Origin of the sequence: Methylobacterium ajmalii (assembly GCF_016613415.1) — a bacterium.
In the GTDB taxonomy this organism is placed as follows: domain Bacteria; phylum Pseudomonadota; class Alphaproteobacteria; order Rhizobiales; family Beijerinckiaceae; genus Methylobacterium; species Methylobacterium ajmalii.
Window position 1 is genome coordinate 19,684 of record NZ_JACWCT010000142.1, and the last position, 15,396, is coordinate 35,079.

Genomic DNA, 15,396 nt, shown 5'->3' on the forward strand with positions numbered 1-15,396 from the left:
CGCAACGCTCGCCCGGGGAATGCCGCCGGCGCGGCGGCGCGGGCGGCGCCCGCCCCTTCCCCGATCCTACAGGTAGTTCGTCAGCGACAGCTTCGCGAGCATCGAGGTCGCCTGGTAGCTCGCCTGGAGCTGGTTCTGCAGGCTGAGGAGCTTGGCCGCCGTCTCCTCGGTCGAGACCGTCTCGACGCCGTCCACCGTCTTCTCGAGCATCGACTTGGTGGCGGTGTTCTGGGTCTTCTGGGTGGCGATCTGGGCCGAGGCCAGGCTCAGCTCGGAGGCGATGCCCTGTACAGAGGGCCGGCCGTCGCCGGGCCGCAGCTGGGCCTGCACCCGGGCCGAGTAGGCGTCGAAGCGGGGAGTGTCGGCCTCGGTGGTGCCGAACGAGGTCGTGGCGAGGACGGCAAGGCCGCTCAGCGTCGCGCGGAAACCCGCCTCGTTGGCCTGGACGCCGATCGCCACCGACTGGTCGCGGGAGACCGGCACGGTCGCGGTCCGGCGCGGATCGACGGACGTGTCGTCGCCCTTGTACCAGATCACGGTGCGGCCGCTCGGGTCGGCGAGGTAGCCAGTGGCGTTGCCGGCGGCATCCGTGGCGACCCGGCGCGGGCTCAGGCCCGGCGAGGACGAGCCGGCGAAGAAGTCGCTCGCCGCCCGGGTGGCGGAGCTCGCCGCGAGGTCGGTCCGGGCGGTGGAATCGAGGGCGCCGGCGAGCGCCGCCGAGAGGTTGGCGGCGGTGGCGGCGGCGGTCGCGCCGATCGCGAAGGAGCCGGCCTGGCTGCCGTCGCCGGCCTTGAGGCTCAGGGTCTTGCTGGTGCCGTCGCGCAGGCCCAGCGTGATCTGGACGCTGTCGCCGGCCTTGAGCCCGGCTCCCACCGTGACGGTGGCCGAGGCCGGATTGCCGCCCGCGAGCGCGGCCGCCGCGCCCGGCGGGCTGGCGCTCTGGGCGCCGACCACGGCTTGGCCGGCAAGCGCCGCGGTGAGGTTCCGGGCGCTCTCGCCCGCATCGGCGCCGATCGCGAAGGTGTCGTCTCCGCTCGTCCCCGCCGCCCGGGCGGTGAGGTTGACGAAGCCCTGGCTGCCGTCGGCGTTGCGGACCGTCACCCGGACGATGTCGCCCTCCCGCGGCTGGCTGGCGAAGGACAGGGTCGCGGTCGAGGGCGTCGCCGCGGTGAGCGCGACCGAGAGGCCGGCCGGGTTCGAGCTGACGACGCTGCCGAGGGTGAAGCCGAAATTCTCCCGCACGCCGGCGGCGGCGCTCTCCGACAGGCTCACGGCCGCGCCCGCGGCCGAGAGGTCGAGCCGGCCGGTCTTCGCCGTGCCGGTGCCGAGATCGGCCGATTGCCGCTCGGCGATTACCGCCTTGACCCCGTCGAGGCCGGTCTCGGCGTCGCCGTCGAGGATGCGGCTCGCGGTCTCCACCGGGGGCCGGTCGGTGACCCGGCCGCCCAGGATGTAGAGGCTGCCGTTGCTCTGGTTGAGGGCGTCGAGGACGCCGCCGAGCTGGCCCGCCGCGCTCTGCTGCAGGGTGGGACGGGCCCCGGCGCCCGAGGCGGCCTGGGCGCCGACGAGGCCGCTATAGGCGGCCGATCCCAGGGTCGCGACCTGCTGCACGCTGGCGGTCGCCAGCGCCACGCGGTTCGCGCCGGTGCCGGCGGCCGCGATGAAGCCGTCGAGGGCGCTGATCTGGGCGCGGGCGCCGAGGCTCTGGGTGCGTCCGGCGCCGAGCCCGCCATAGGTGTCGGCGGTGCGGCCGCTGGAGAGCTGGTTCGAGAGCGTGCCGAGCGACGCCTTCATGGCGACGAGGCGGCGGGTGTTGAGATCGGCGGCGGCGCTGCCGGCCGCGAAGGGGGCGATGGTCATCGCGGGCTTTCCTCGTCAGATCCGGAGCAGGGTGTCGAGCATGTCGCGGGCGGCCGTCAGCACCCGGGCATTGGCGCCGTAGGCGGTCTGGAGCTGGATCAGCTTGGACATCTCCTCGTCCACGCTGACCCCGGATTCCTTGCCGAAGCGGCTCTGGGCCGAGGACAGGGCGATCTGCTGCCCCTCGTCGAGCTGCCGGGCCTCGGCGCTGGCGGCGCCGCGGGCGTCGATCACCGCCTGGGTGAAGCCGACGACCGTGGCGGCGCGCGGGGCGCTGACGCCGCCGATGCCGCTCGCCGCCGAGAAGGTCAGGGTGCGGCTCGTCAGGGCGTCCGCGAGGGCGCGGGGCCGGGCGGTGTCGCCCGAGGCGGTCGTGGCGGCGTAATCCACCATCGTGGCGGAATCCGCCGCGACCGCCGGGTTGACGGCGAGGCGCTGGGCGAAGCCCGTCAGCTGCGAGCCGCCCTCGAAGGAGCCGGTGAACAGCCCGCCGCCGGTCCCGGCATCGACGAACAGCGCGAGCTGGCCGGTGCCGGCCTTGGTGTCGGCGGCGCTCGCCGGCACGGTGACGGAGGCGCTCGCCCCGGTGAGCGCGAGGGCGGCCGGATCCGACAGGATGCGCACCGCGCCGGCCGCGCCGCCGGGCACGCCCGAGACGGCAAAGCCGGTACCGAGCACCTCGCCGATCCGGGCCGCGAAGGTCGCGGGCCCGCCCGAGATGTCGACCGGCACCACGAGGGCGGTCGGGTCGTCGGTGAGGCCGGGGTCGATCGGATCGGGCGCCGCGCCGTTCGTCGGCATCAGGATCAGGTTGCGGCCGACCCCGGCGGCGTTGCGCACGCCGAGGGTCACGGCGTTGCCGGCCTGGAGCCCGGTGAGGTCGATGTCGAACCCCGAGAGGCCGTTCGCGGAGGCCGCGGTGCCGGCGGCAGGCCGGTCGCTCAGCGCCCGCGACAGGCCGCCCGCGAGGTCGTCGAGCTGGCGCTGGGCCTGGACCAGGGTGTCGTCGCGCAAGGAGACCGCGGCGGCGATCGAGCCGGAGCGGATCGCCCCGGTGGCGACGAGGTCGATCCTCGCGCCGGCCGGCGTCGTCGCCGTCACGGTGCCGACCCCGCGGGTCTTCGCATCGCCGGTGTACTGCGCCTGCGCCGTCAGGGCGCCGCGGCCGTCGAAAGCGAGGCTCGCGGCCGCGCCGTGGTCGACGAGCGTCGCGCCCGAGGCGGTGAGCAGGGAGACCGAACCGTCGGACTGCTCGCGCACCGTCACGTCGAGGTATTGCGACAGGGTGTTGATCGCCTGGTCGCGCTGGTCGAGGAGGTCGGCGGTGGCGGGCTCGGTCTTCGAAGCGCCGGCGATCTTGCCGTTGAGCGCGGCGACCCGGGCGAGCAGCGTGCTGGCCGACGAGACCTCGCTGCCGAGCTGCGATTCGAGGCCGCTGCGCAGGTCCTGCACCCCTTGCGCGATGCCCGAGACGGTGGTGGCGACGGTCCTGGCCGCACTCACCGCGCTCGCCCGGGAGGCGGCGGAGGTCGGGTCGGTCGCCAGCGCCTGGAGCGACTGGGTGAAGGCGTTCATCACCCCGTCGAGGGCGGAGGCGGTCCCGGGCGTGCCGTAGAGCGCGTCGAGCTGGCCCTGCACCTTGGCCGAGAGCCCGGTATAGGCCGCCCCGGCGGTCTCGAGCCGCAGCTGCTTGAGCGAGACCGCGTCGAGGGTCCGGTCGATCGCGCCCGTGGCGACGCCGGAATTCCCCAGGGTCGAGACCGGCGTGAGGATGCGCTTGACGTAGCCGGCGGTGCCGGCGTTGGCGACGTTCTGCGAGACGAGGCCGATCGCCGCCTGCGTCACCTGCAGTCCGGCGGTCGCGGTGTTGAGGGCGTTGAGGGACATCGGTCTGATCCGGGTAGGCAGAGGGGGGCCGGGCCACCGCGCCCCTGATCGGGACCGCGCCGCGCTCCGGCTGTTCGCGGGCGGGCCGGACCCGGCCGCGTCGTGCGGCCGGGTCCGGAACGGGATGAGAGGCGAGCCGCCGTCAGCGGATCACGTTGATCAGGTCGGACATCATCTGCTGGGCGGTCGACATCACCCGGGTGTTGGCCGAGTAGGCCTGCTGGGTGACGATGAGCTTCGAGAACTCGCCGGCCGTGTCGGTGTTGGACTGCTCGACGTTGCCGCCGATGATCGTGCCGCCGGCCAGCCCGGTGAGGGGCCCGCCGGATTCCGCCGTCTCGGCGTAGTTGCCGCCCGAGACCGCCTTGAGGCTGTTGGGCGCGTTGAAGCGCGCCACCCCGACCTGCGCCAGCGCCACGCTGTTGCCGTTGGAATAGGTGCCGGTGAGCTTGCCGTCGCTCGTCACCGCCAGCGAGTTCAGGGTGCCGGCGGCGTAGCCGTTCTGCTGCAGGGTGTTGGTCGTGACCTGGCCGGCCGCCGCGCCGTACTGGGTGAGGCCGCCGGTGCCGAAATCCAGCGTGACCGCGCCGAGCTTCGTGCCGTTCACCGTCACGTCCGGGATGCTGAGGCTGGTCCCGGTCGGGGCGGTGAGCTGGCCGCTGCCATTGAAGGAAAAGGCGGTGCCGGCGTTCTTCCAGGTGCCGGCCGAAGTCCCGGTGGCGGTCTGGTCGGCGTAGAACAGGTTCCAGGTGCCGCTGGTGCCGGCCGTGGCGTCGGCCTCCGCGACCTTGGCCCAGCGCAGCTGCATGCTCACCGGGGAGCCGGTGCCCGAATAGGCCGTGAGCTCGCCGCCGCCGACGCTGGACTTGACGAAGGCGTCGGTGTCCGAGGCCGCCACCGACGGGGCGCTCGCCGCGGTGCCGGAGAGCACCCGGGCATCGCCCCCCGGCAGGGTGCCCAGCAGCGCCGAGCCCGAGGCGGTGGCCGGGGTGCTCGGCAGGTTCGCCGCGTAGGAGATGCTGGTCGTGGCCTTGGCCGGCAGGGAGGTGCCGGAGATCTGGATCGGCCCGTTGCCGGTCGAGAGGCCGGTCGCCGGATCGAGGCTCTGCCCGGTCAGGTAGGCGCCGGCGCCGTTGACGAGGTAGCCGTCGCGGTCCACCGCGAAGTCGCCGCGGCGGGTATAGAGGTTGTTGGCCGAGAAGACCGGGCTGCCGCCCGCGTCGCTGCCCTTGGTCTGGACCGTGAAGAAGCCGTCGCCGCTGAGCGCCATGTTGGTGGCGACGCCGGTCGCCGCCACGCCGCCCTGGAGGTTGTTGGTCAGCTGCGAGAACGCTGCGACGCCGCCGGCGGCCTGCTGCTTGGTCGGCCGTTCGGTCAGCATGTCGACGAAGTCGGTATCGATCCGCTTGTAGCCGACGGTCTGCGAATTCGCGATGTTGCCCGAGATGTTCTCGAGGCTGAAGGCCTGGGCCTTGAGGCCCGACACCGAGGTCTGAAGCGCGCCGAAAACGTCCATCTCACCCAGGGCTCCGTTCCGCCAAGGTCATCCGGGGGAACAGGTCCGCAAGCCGCGTGCCACGGGTAAGCCATTGATTTCGTTGAGACGATGCGGAGCGAGGCGGCAAAACCCGCCGGGCGCGGCCGGCGCCGTCCGGCAAAAACTGCCGCGGGACAGGGGCATGACGTTTACGGGCTGTTGAACCTCTTGCCCTTACCTGCATGTCTGGACGGTGCTGGACCCCAGGGATATGCGCACGAGCAAGCGAAGCAGCCTCATCCACCTGATCTACTTCTCGCGGGCCCAGCTCTCCGCCGATCCGGCCGCACGCCTGCGCCAGATCAACGAGATCGCCCGGCACGCGCAGAAGAAGAACGAGTTCTCGGTGATCACCAGCCTGCTGATCGTCGATCAGGGCTATTTCATCCAGATTCTCGAGGGGGAGCGGATGTCGGTGCAGGACACCTTCCAGCGGATCAGCGCGGATTCCCGCCATCGCGACGTGCACATCGTCGAGTGGCGCGAGATCGCCAAGCGGGAATTCGTGACGTCGTTCGCCTACGTGCTGCGCACGCCGACCAACGACGCCCTGTTCCAGAAGGCCAACCTGGCGCCGATGCTCCAGCGCGGCACCCCGAAGTCGAGCACGATCCACGCGCTGGCCCAGGCTCTACAGGCCGACACGATGGCCAAGCAGGGTATCGACCATCTGTTCGTCTAAGTGCCGCCGGGAGCCCCCGACGGCCCGTCATGAAACCCAACCCGCTGGCTGATCCCGATGAGCGAAGCACCCCCGATCCTGATCGTCGACGACCAGGCCAAACTCGTCCGCCTGGTGACCGAGTTGATGAACCGCCTCGGCTTCCCGGAGGTCGAGGGCGTGACCGACGGGCCGCAGGCGCTGGACCAGCTGCGCACCAAGCGCTACGGCCTGGTGATCTCCGACCTCGACATGGAGCCGATGGACGGGATCCAGCTCCTGCGCGAGATCCGGGCCGACGACACGCTGCACAACACGCCGTTCATCCTGACCGAGACCTCGTTCAGCTTCGAGGACATCAACGTCGCCCACCTCGCCGGGGCCGACGCCTTCATCCTCAAGCCGTTCGACCTGTCGCTGCTGAAGACCAAGCTCAAGCAGGTGCTCAACGGCCGGCCGCGCAAGCGCGAGACCCCGGTCGGCCCGCTGTCCAGCCTCAACGTCGATTTCCCGCTGCTCGGCAAGTTCTGAACCCGGCGCCGCCCCGTCCCGGGGCCGCGCCGGACCTCTCTCACGCCCGCCGCTTCTGGTAGTCCTTCACGTCGGTGAAGCGGATCGCCGGCGCCCGGTCCTCCTCGTACTTGAGCGAGAAGCCCGTGGTCGCCATGAAGACCGGCGCCCCGTCGAGGTCGCTCGCCATCGACGAACCGTGCGAGCCGATGAACTTGTCGAGCTCGGCCTGGTCCTGCGCCTCGATCCAGCGGCAGATGGTGAAGCGGGTCGGCTCGTAGTCGATCGGCAGGCCGTACTCGGCCTGGAGCCGCTCCTTGAGCACGTCGAGCTGCAGCGCGCCCACCACGCCGACGATGGCGCCCGAGCCGTCCTGCGGCAGGAAGAGCTGCACCACCCCCTCCTCGGCCATCTGCTGCAGCGCCTCGCGCAGCTTCTTGGCCTTCATCGCGTCGGTGAGCTTGATCCGGCGCAGGAGTTCGGGGGCGAAGCTCGGCACGCCGCGGAAGACTAGCTCCTCGCCCTCGGTGAGCGTGTCGCCGATGCGCAGGGTCCCGTGGTTGGGGATGCCGACGACGTCGCCCGCATAGGCCTCGTCGGCGATCGCCCGGTCCTGGGCGAAGAAGAATTGCGGCGAGGACAGCGAGATCGGCTTGCCGGTGCGCACGAGCCTGGCCTTCATGCCGCGGCTGAGCTTGCCGGAGCAGACCCGCATGAAGGCGATGCGGTCCCGGTGGTTCGGATCCATGTTCGCCTGGATCTTGAACACGAAGCCGGTCATCTTCGGCTCGGTCGGCGAGACCGCGCGGGTGTCGGCGTCCTGGCCGCGCGGCGGCGGGGCCACCTCGGCGAGCCCGTCGATCAGGTCGCGCACGCCGAAATTGCGCAGCGCAGAACCGAAGAACACCGGGGTCAGGTGGCCCTCGCGGAAGGCGTCGAGGTCGAACGGCTTGCAGCCGCCCTCGGCCAGCTCCGCCTCCTCGCGCCAGGTCGCGGCGTCGCCGAGTTCCGGCAGCAGGGTGTCGAAGAGCGGGTCGTCGATCCCCGAGACCGGCACCGTGCCGGCATCGTCCGCCGCGTCGAGCCGGCGGACGCGCCGGCGCAAGAGGTCGTAGGTGCCGGCAAAGCTCCGCCCGCGCCCGATCGGCCAGGTGACGGGGGCCACGTCGAGGGCCAGCGTCTTCTCGATCTCGTCGAGGAGGTCGAAGGGGTCGCGGGATTCGCGGTCGAGCTTGTTGACGAAGGTGACGATCGGGATGTCGCGCAGGCGGCAGACCTCGAACAGCTTGCGGGTGCGCGCCTCGATGCCCTTGGCCGCGTCGATCACCATCACGGCGGAATCGACCGCGGTCAGCGTCCGGTAGGTGTCCTCCGAGAAGTCCTCGTGGCCCGGCGTGTCGAGCAGGTTGAAGACGCAGTCGCCGTACTCGAACGTCATCACCGAGGTGACGACCGAGATGCCGCGCTCCTTCTCGATGCCCATCCAGTCCGAGCGGGTCGAGACGCGGTTGCGCTTGGCCTTGACCTCGCCGGCGAGCTGGATCGCGCCGCCGAACAAGAGCAGCTTCTCGGTCAGCGTGGTCTTGCCGGCATCCGGGTGCGAGATGATCGCGAAGGTGCGGCGCCGGGCGACCGGATCGGCGGGGGCGCGCGGAGCGTCTGTCTGCATCAGCATGGGAGGTGTCTAGCCCGGACCCGGGACTCTGTCGCGGGCCTAAAAAGGGGCCCGGTCATCGGTGAGGAAAGGAGAGCCCCCGGACGGGGACGCGCGGGCACGCGGTGCCCGCGCCGCCTCTCTACCCCAAGCCGGCGCCGCAGGGCCAGAGGCTCAAGGGCCGAGTGCCGTCCGGGACCGGAACGCTCCCCGGCCCGGACAGCCCCTCGCTCGCAAGCCCCTGCCACGAGAGCCCCTGCTGCGAAGGCCCCCTGCCCTCGCCTCAGCCGCGGCCGATGAACGGCATCTTGGTCGCCATCACGGTCATGAACTGCACGTTGGCGTCGAGCGGCAGGCTCGCCATGTAGACCACCGCGTCGGCGACGTGCTTGGCGTCCATGGTCGGCTCGGGCCGCGTCGAGCCGTCGGGCTGGGGCACGCCGGCCTGCATGCGCACGGTCATGTCGGTGGCGGCGTTGCCGATATCGACCTGGCCGCAGGCGATGTCGTGGGCGCGTCCGTCGAGGGAGGTCGAGCGGGTGAGGCCCGTGATGGCGTGCTTGGTGGCGGTGTAGGGCGCCGAGAACGGCCGCGGCACGTGGGCCGAGATCGAGCCGTTGTTGATGATGCGGCCGCCGCGCGGCTGCTGCTTCTTCATCAGCCGGAACGCGCCCTGGGTGCACAGGAAGGCGCCGGTGAGGTTGGTGTCGACCACCGCCTTCCAGGTCGCGACCGGCAGTTCGTCGAGTTCGACCGGCGGCGCGCCGATGCCGGCATTGTTGAACAGCACGTCGAGACGGCCGAACGTCTCCTCGATCCGCGCAAACAGCGCGGCCACCGAGGCCTCGTCGCCGATGTCGGTCGGCTGCGCCAGCGCCCGCCGGCCCTTGGCCTCGATCTCGCCCGCCACCGCCTGCAGCGGCTCGGGCCGGCGCCCCGACAGCACCACGTCGTAGCCGGCCTCCGCCAGCCCGAGCGCCACCGCGCGCCCCACCCCCGACCCGGCCCCGGTCACCAGGGCGACCTTCTGCGTGCTCATCGCGCCTCTCCTCCCCCACTCGTCGCGCCCGCCGTTTCGCCGGCCTGTGCGCCCCTGCCGGCATACACGAGCGGACGTGAGCCCGACAGGCCCTCCCCCGCGCCGACCGCCGAGCGGCATCGCGACGGCAACGCCGGAACCGCCCGACGCCCCGGTTGCCAGCGCGAGCCCGCCCGGCTATGGAAGCGCCAGCCGCGCGTTGGGGCGTCGCCAAGCGGTAAGGCAGCGGTTTTTGGTACCGCCATTCCCAGGTTCGAATCCTGGCGCCCCAGCCAAATTCCCCCGTAAGTCTCTGAATTCGAACGATTTCCCGCTGAAGCGGGAGGCGTCGGCACACATCGGTGTTGCACATGCGTGTCTCACACGAGGTGTCCGGTGCCGGCTATCGCTCATGCTTACAGGCGCGGTGGGAGCTATTCCTGGCGCCGCCGGATCCCGCTGCCGCTGATCCGATTCTGCCGTTCCAGGCAGCTCGTGGTAAGCCTAGGCACGCGCGACCCAGCCAGGGCACGCTTCCTCGCGAGCCAGCTCACGGCTCATTCCGATCAGCTTTTTCATCGCGCCATGAGCGAGCCCGAACCCGATCTCATCATGAGCCGCCGCCAGCTCGACGGCATCTTTCGCGAAAGCCTATTGGCCCACCTCGAAAAACTCGACCGGATCGCTGCGGCAGAACGTGCAGAACCGGACTTCGATCCTGAGGCGAGCCGGCGTGCCGATCGGCGTATGGGATGGATCCTGCGTATCCTTGGAGCGCGCGGCGCGGCAGCGACCATTGATACTCCGTTGGCTGATGAGATGCGTCGCGACGGGCTGAATGACCTCGACATTGAGGAAGCACGGGCGACGCTGGCCGCGATGGTGCGCCAGAACGGCCACCTGATGCCTCGCGCTCGGCTGGAAGGGCTGCTCGCAAACCAAGCGGTCGCACCGACCATGACTAACTTGTCTCTAGCTCAGGAGATTGCCTTCCGCGGTATGTCCGCGGCGGCCTTTGCAACTGAGCGCCGCTACGATGGTCTTCGGATCGAAGAGGTCACACTGCGCGACGCGATCCTGCTGAGGGAAGCGCAGGTGCCGCCGGAGGCCACAGGCTCGACGGCAACCGTGAGTACAGCTCGTTCGCAATCAAACGCTGATGCCGTCCCTCAAATGCCGACAGGCGTTGCAATCGTGTCAGCAAGCCCGGACCTCGCGCTGGATACGACGGACCAAGAGCCTCATCAGAAGGGGATGCATCCAATCATAGCGTTCGGGGAGGCGATGATCGCCGGGCGCGCTCGTGACGAAACCTGGGATGCAAAAACACAGCACCAGGCGCGTCAGATTTTTGCCCTGTTCGCCAAGCTACTCGTCGAGAACGGCCTCATCCGTGTGACTGATCTTCGGCAGAGCCATTTTGCCGAATTAGTTGATCTTTTGCGGTCCGTCTCGCCGTCGTATGGTAAGAGCCCTCGTGATGCCGAACGCAGCACTGCCGAACTGCGTGAGATTGGCGCCAAGCTTCCAACCAACAAACGAGGCATCGTCGGGGATACCATCAACCGTCACCTGACTTTCCTCGGACAGCTTGTAACATTTCTCAAAGCGCAGGGCCTCGCGATTGATGCGAGCATCGATCTCGCGCTCCTTCGCGCCCGCAAGCGGGACAGGGCACGTAACCGGCGACCATCTCTTAGCAACGACGATGTTGCGGCGATCTTCCGACTGCCCTGCTTCACAGGCTGTCGTTCGTGGCGCGATCCGTTTACCACCGGCGATCAGGTATTCCATCGCGCTTTGTACTTCGCAATTATTTTACTCTATTATACAGGCGCGAGACGAGAGGAAATTGCAGGACTTCATGTCGACGACGTGGAGGAGGCAAGCGGGATTGCATACCTTGCTTTTCGATTCAACGAAACGCGTCGTCTTAAGAACGTTCAATCTATTCGGTTTGTCGCTTTGCACCCAGAGGTGCTCCGCCTCGGGTTTTTGGACTACGTCAAAGCTGTTCGCGCACTCGGATACGGACTCGTGTTTCCGGATCTAAAATCGCCAAACTCAAGCTCGCCGCTCGGCGATCGCCTCTACGATGAATTTAGCAGCGGACTTCGAAAAGCGATCTCAAACGAAGCAGAACGTAAAAAGGTCATCCACTCCTTCAGACATTCGCTCGGCAACAATCTTAAGCAAGCCCGCGTTCACACGGAAATCAGAGCCGACATCCTTGGACACGCCGGGTCCGGTGAAACAGACGAGCGTTATTGCGATCCGACAGCTCTGGCATTGATGCTGGAGGAGCTGAAAAAGGTTCCAGCGGTCACCAACCATCTAGCGCAGAAGCCAATACAGCTGCTCCCGTGGGTCTCCGCAAAAGAGCGGCCGCCATTCGCAAGAGCCCGCAGACGCTCCATCTCTCGGGGATAAGTGGGCCCGGCAGGACTCGAACCTGCAACCAAAAAAGCTATTGCTGCCAGCGCTCTAACGAGCGTCCACGCGTACAGGTTATGCAGTTTGTGCGGGAGCTGCAAGACGGAGCGCCGGCACTTACGTTTGAAGGTGCCCGCAGCGCGGCCGGTCCTTCATCCAAACTCTCGTATGAGGCATTTCCGCAAGGGGGTCGGTGATCGACGTTTCGGACGGGCGGGGGAGCCGGGATGTCGTGCGAGCGCCGGGCTCGCGGATCCACTCGTGTCCGGCGGAACAGAACGTTCCTGACCAAGATGCCTCATGCGAGGCGAACCGGCTGAAGGCGGCGGGACCCATCTTTGGCGACGGCAGCAAACCCCGTCGAGCTCCGGTCACACGCCTGCCCCCACTCGTCCGACATGCCGTGGACCGGCCCGGCGGACGAACCTTGATCCTCAGGCCGCTTTCAGGCGCGCGCCCTCTGGAACCAGCCCGGTGGCGAGATAGCGCCACAGGGCGACCAGCAGCTTGCGCGCCAGCGCCACCGCGGTGATCTTGCGGATGCGCCCGCGTCCGGTGCCGAACCGCTCGACGAACCAGCGGGCGAGCCCGCTGCCCGGCTGATAGCGCAGCCACAGCCACGCCAGCTCGACCATCGACTTCCGCAGGAGTGGGTTCCCGGCCTTTGAGATGCCCTGGTCGCGCTGTCGGTCGCCGCTGGCGTACGGGTTCGGCGTGAGCCCGGAATAGGCGGTCATTTGCTTGCGGTTGGCGAACGGCTGGTACAGCGCCTCGCGCACCAGCACCGTGGCCAGCTCGGTGCCGATGCCACCGAGCCGGGCCAGACGCGCCACCTTCTCGGCGTCGGCGTCCGTGACGGCCGGATCCGCCACGGCGGCATCGCGCTCGGCCTCGGCGGCCGCAACCTGTTCGAGCACGAGTTCCAGCCGCCGGAACTCGCGCTCGATCTCGCCGCGCAGGCGCTGAGGCAGGTCGCGCCCGTCGCCGGTGCGCACCTCCTTCAACCGCTCCCAACGGTCGCGTCGCAGCGGCTGGAACGTGTAGACGCCCTGGGTGGCGAGCAGGCCCTTGATCCGGTTGACGTGCTGCACCCGCTCCGCGATCAGGCGCTGGCGCTCGCGATGAGTGCGCCGCGCATCCTCGCGCTCGACCGAGGGCACCTGCACCATGCGGCAGGCGGCGTGATCGCCGCGGCACCACGCCATCAGGGCCCGGAGCAGCATGGCCGCGTCGAGCCGGTCGGTCTTGGCCCGTCGCGCGCGGCGGTCGACCTGGAGGCTGCCGGGATCCATGACGAAGCAGGTGATTGCCTCGGCCGCGAGGCGGCGCTGCAGCCAGAAGCCGTCGTATCCGGCCTCGTAGCCGAGGATGATCGCGACCTCTCGGCCGGAGCTGCGCTGTTCGCGAGCCTGCAGGCGGCGCAGCAAGGCGAGCAGGCCCTCCACGTCGCCGCCGCTCACCCGGTGTGCAGAGGTCTTCCCGCTCGGGACGGCCTGGGCGGCCAGGAGCCATGCCGACTTGCTGAGTTCCAGCGTGACGAACACAGCAACCTCAGGCAGGTTTGTCTGGATCTGTTCACGATCAAGCATGGCCAACTCCGGTCCAAGGTCAGAGAACCGGAGAGTGATCCAATCTCCAGCTCCCTGCATGGTATCTTTGGCCATTCATGCGGCGTGGCAGAGCGCGTAGGCCCAGGGCGCTGGCAAACGGAAGCGGGGCTTTGTTCGGGCGCGTCGGCGCGGTGATGTTGCTAAAGTCCGCTCGCCGACCGGCCGAGATCATCGTCGATGACCTCGACGTCGACAAAGCCGCGCTGGCGGGCGACATCGACCAGATTGTACTGGCGCCGTTTGCTCTCGAGATTGGTCATGACCTGGGATTGCGTCGACTGCCGCACATAGACGACCGCCGTTCGCTTCAGGATGGCTGGCGGGAGCAGCTCAGCGCTCGTCATCGTCAAGCTCCTCGACGCCGAGGCCGCCGGCCTGCATGAGGATCTGCGCCAGCATTGCGACGACCGTGTCGCGTTCCTGAGCGCTCAGGCCCTCCAGCCCGTCCTGTTCGAAGAGGAAGCTGATCTGCCGATCCGGCACCGCGGCCGGCCGCTTGAAAGGTTCCATCCTGTGCCTCCGGAACGATGCCGACATCGCTCCGGAACTTTGCGGGGCTGTCTGCCCCACTCAACAGCCGCGCCAGCTCGATCAGCGCCGTGACATCGACGCGCGGAGACCCGGACGTCATGCCGGCGCAGTGAACCGGGTCGAACATCCATCCGGCCATGACGATCACAACGCCGGAAGGCGCTTGCACCAGGAGAATCGGGCCGTACGTCCGCTGCTCGACCCGGCGCACCAGCACCTTCCGGCCGGAATGGGGGTGCCCGCGATAACGAACCTCCGCTTCCTGCCCGACATGGGCAGAATGAACGGGTGATGGCGGTCGGGCGCAAGAACTACCTGTTCGCCGGTTCAGATGGCGGCGGAGCGCGGTGGGCCGTCATCGCTTCTTTGATCGAGACGGCCAAGCTCAACGGCGTCGAGCTCTATGCCTACCTCACCGACGTGTTGACCCGGATGAGCAGCGGTCATCCGGCCCGAGATCTCGACGTACTCCTGCCTTGGAACTGGTCGACCGCCGTCAAACCGGCAGCAAACGTGTGAAAGCCTGACGCTTACCATCGTTACCCTCCTGGATCGGAAGGAAACGTCCGGGGCCGGGGATCCAATCCATGCCCCTGACGGAATCCCATGGGCCGGACCTTGGGCTCGGCACCGACGCGCCACGCCCGCGACCGTTCGTGAGCCATCACATGACCGACCTCCCGAGGCCGACACCGGGCCCGGCGTTCATGGACAGAACCGCCCAGCATGAGCTGGCGAGGGGATCTGAGCCGCGTCGGCTCAGTCGCGTGGATGCCCTGCCCGACCGTCGGCGTGCGATTTGGGCTCGGGCGGACCCCGAGGCGGACGGCTGGCCGGTCCCGCGGGAGAGCCCCTTCACAGGAACTTGAGCGGGTCCTTCTCGGGCGGGGGCGGGGCCACGTCGGCCCGGTTCCACCAGCCGCCGCCGAGCGCCACGAACAGGGCGGCGGTGTCGGCGTACTGGGTGGCGCGCGCGCCCGCCGAAGTGACCAGGGCCGAGAGGTAGCCCTGCTGGGCGATCAGCACCTGGACACGGGCCGCTCCAGGTTCGAGGCGTCAACGTCGGCTTCAAGGCCATACACGAACGGGCCGCTCTGCCAAGCATACCCGCCGAACAGGCCGCCGAGCGCGGTGGTCGCATCGCGCCCGGCATCGTTGCGGCCCGTGGCATCCCCGGTGCGGAATTCCGGCACCGAACGGCGGCCGATCATGCCGGAACCGAAGCCGAAGCTGCCGAAGGCGTCACCGGCGCTGCCCTGCCATCCGATATAGCCGCCCGCCCAGGCACCGAAGGAGGGCAGGTGCGTCGCGTCGTGTGGCGTCGGCGTGGCGAGATTGGCCCCGTGGGCGCCGGTGGACACGCCAGCGAGCAACGTCGCAACCCCTGCACCTGCGCGGAGGCGTCCTGCGGCCTGTCTCCACCGGCTCATCGTGCCGCCTCCACATGCGTGAACCGAACCCGGACTAGCGATGCGGTGACCAGGACACGATGCGGCATCCGCCCAAACTTGGCCGCGCTGCTAACCATGGACGAGCGGCTTCGTGCAAGCCCGCCGCCGGGTTCGGGTTGAGCTGACGACCCCGGCCGATGAGATAGCCACGCGTACCACCGAGGTAGACACCGCCCTCACGCCCCTCGCCACGCCTATGGAGCGGGACGGGGAGAGGCCGAACTTCCAGAATTCAAGCGGCATA

The 15,396-nt window shown here is 69.1% G+C and carries 11 protein-coding genes, 1 tRNA gene and 4 pseudogenes; 6 read left to right on the top strand and 10 right to left on the bottom strand.

Annotated features, from left to right (window positions below; genetic code table 11):
• Positions 1–66: 66 nt before the first annotated feature.
• From HPY23_RS26020 to HPY23_RS26030, 3 genes are all read right to left on the bottom strand, one after another.
• Complete coding sequence (locus tag HPY23_RS26020; RefSeq protein WP_091889765.1) at positions 67–1,860, bottom strand: flagellin family protein; 1,794 nt, start codon at positions 1,858–1,860, stop codon at positions 67–69.
• A 15-nt stretch (positions 1,861–1,875) separates the two neighbouring features.
• Positions 1,876–3,747, bottom strand: coding sequence for a flagellar hook-associated protein FlgK (flgK, locus tag HPY23_RS26025; RefSeq protein ID WP_091889763.1), 1,872 nt, complete (start codon positions 3,745–3,747; stop codon positions 1,876–1,878).
• A 142-nt stretch (positions 3,748–3,889) separates the two neighbouring features.
• Positions 3,890–5,263 (bottom strand): flagellar hook protein FlgE, encoded by a 1,374-nt coding sequence (locus tag HPY23_RS26030; RefSeq protein ID WP_091889761.1) that lies wholly within the window; start codon positions 5,261–5,263, stop codon positions 3,890–3,892.
• 232 nt (positions 5,264–5,495) lie between these two features.
• Between HPY23_RS26030 and HPY23_RS26035 the strand changes: the two genes are divergently transcribed.
• Both HPY23_RS26035 and HPY23_RS26040 read left to right on the top strand, forming a co-directional pair.
• On the top strand, positions 5,496–5,966 hold the full coding sequence (locus HPY23_RS26035) for a BLUF domain-containing protein (protein ID WP_060847271.1): 471 nt from the start codon (positions 5,496–5,498) through the stop codon (positions 5,964–5,966).
• A gap of 57 nt (positions 5,967–6,023) precedes the next feature.
• On the top strand, positions 6,024–6,476 hold the full coding sequence (locus HPY23_RS26040; RefSeq protein WP_060847270.1) for a response regulator: 453 nt from the start codon (positions 6,024–6,026) through the stop codon (positions 6,474–6,476).
• A gap of 40 nt (positions 6,477–6,516) precedes the next feature.
• On the opposite strand, the gene HPY23_RS26045 is transcribed toward HPY23_RS26040, so the two are convergent.
• Complete coding sequence (locus HPY23_RS26045; RefSeq protein WP_091889759.1) at positions 6,517–8,130, bottom strand: peptide chain release factor 3; 1,614 nt, start codon at positions 8,128–8,130, stop codon at positions 6,517–6,519.
• Between the two features lie 262 nt (positions 8,131–8,392).
• Positions 8,393–9,148, bottom strand: a complete 756-nt coding sequence (locus HPY23_RS26050; RefSeq protein ID WP_060847268.1) for an SDR family oxidoreductase — start codon at positions 9,146–9,148, stop codon at positions 8,393–8,395.
• 200 nt (positions 9,149–9,348) lie between these two features.
• Between HPY23_RS26050 and HPY23_RS26055 the strand changes: the two genes are divergently transcribed.
• The 3 genes and pseudogenes from HPY23_RS26055 to HPY23_RS26060 all read left to right on the top strand — a co-directional run bounded on the left by HPY23_RS26055 (position 9,349) and on the right by HPY23_RS26060 (position 11,557).
• Positions 9,349–9,423 (top strand) — tRNA-Gln (locus HPY23_RS26055).
• Between the two features lie 100 nt (positions 9,424–9,523).
• Positions 9,524–9,700: pseudogene (locus HPY23_RS34145) on the top strand (DUF6538 domain-containing protein); the annotation flags it as partial.
• A gap of 39 nt (positions 9,701–9,739) precedes the next feature.
• Positions 9,740–11,557 (top strand): site-specific integrase, encoded by a 1,818-nt coding sequence (locus HPY23_RS26060; RefSeq protein ID WP_167350808.1) that lies wholly within the window; start codon positions 9,740–9,742, stop codon positions 11,555–11,557.
• Between the two features lie 437 nt (positions 11,558–11,994).
• Here the strand turns inward: HPY23_RS26060 and HPY23_RS26065 are convergent, their stop codons facing one another.
• The 3 genes and pseudogenes from HPY23_RS26065 to HPY23_RS26075 all read right to left on the bottom strand — a co-directional run bounded on the left by HPY23_RS26065 (position 11,995) and on the right by HPY23_RS26075 (position 13,680).
• A complete protein-coding gene (locus tag HPY23_RS26065) occupies positions 11,995–13,149 on the bottom strand; it encodes an IS110 family RNA-guided transposase (RefSeq protein WP_048447862.1) in 1,155 nt (384 codons plus the stop codon).
• A gap of 167 nt (positions 13,150–13,316) precedes the next feature.
• Positions 13,317–13,514: pseudogene (locus tag HPY23_RS26070) on the bottom strand (recombinase family protein); the annotation flags it as partial.
• The gene (locus HPY23_RS26075; RefSeq protein ID WP_048447860.1) at positions 13,501–13,680 is read right to left on the bottom strand and encodes a hypothetical protein; all 180 of its coding nucleotides are present in this window, start codon (positions 13,678–13,680) and stop codon (positions 13,501–13,503) included. The pseudogene HPY23_RS26070 and the gene HPY23_RS26075, both read right to left, overlap by 14 nt.
• A 306-nt stretch (positions 13,681–13,986) precedes the next feature.
• Here HPY23_RS26075 and HPY23_RS26080 point away from each other — a divergent pair.
• A pseudogene (locus HPY23_RS26080) lies at positions 13,987–14,220 on the top strand (transposase domain-containing protein); the annotation flags it as partial.
• A 336-nt stretch (positions 14,221–14,556) separates the two neighbouring features.
• Here HPY23_RS26080 and HPY23_RS26085 read toward each other — a convergent pair.
• Positions 14,557–14,730 (bottom strand): annotated as a pseudogene (locus HPY23_RS26085) (histidine kinase); the annotation flags it as partial.
• Positions 14,721–15,062: a hypothetical protein gene (locus HPY23_RS26090; protein WP_048447858.1), complete on the bottom strand. Its 342-nt coding sequence runs from the start codon at positions 15,060–15,062 to the stop codon at positions 14,721–14,723. The pseudogene HPY23_RS26085 and the gene HPY23_RS26090, both read right to left, overlap by 10 nt.
• Positions 15,063–15,396: the final 334 nt, after the last annotated feature.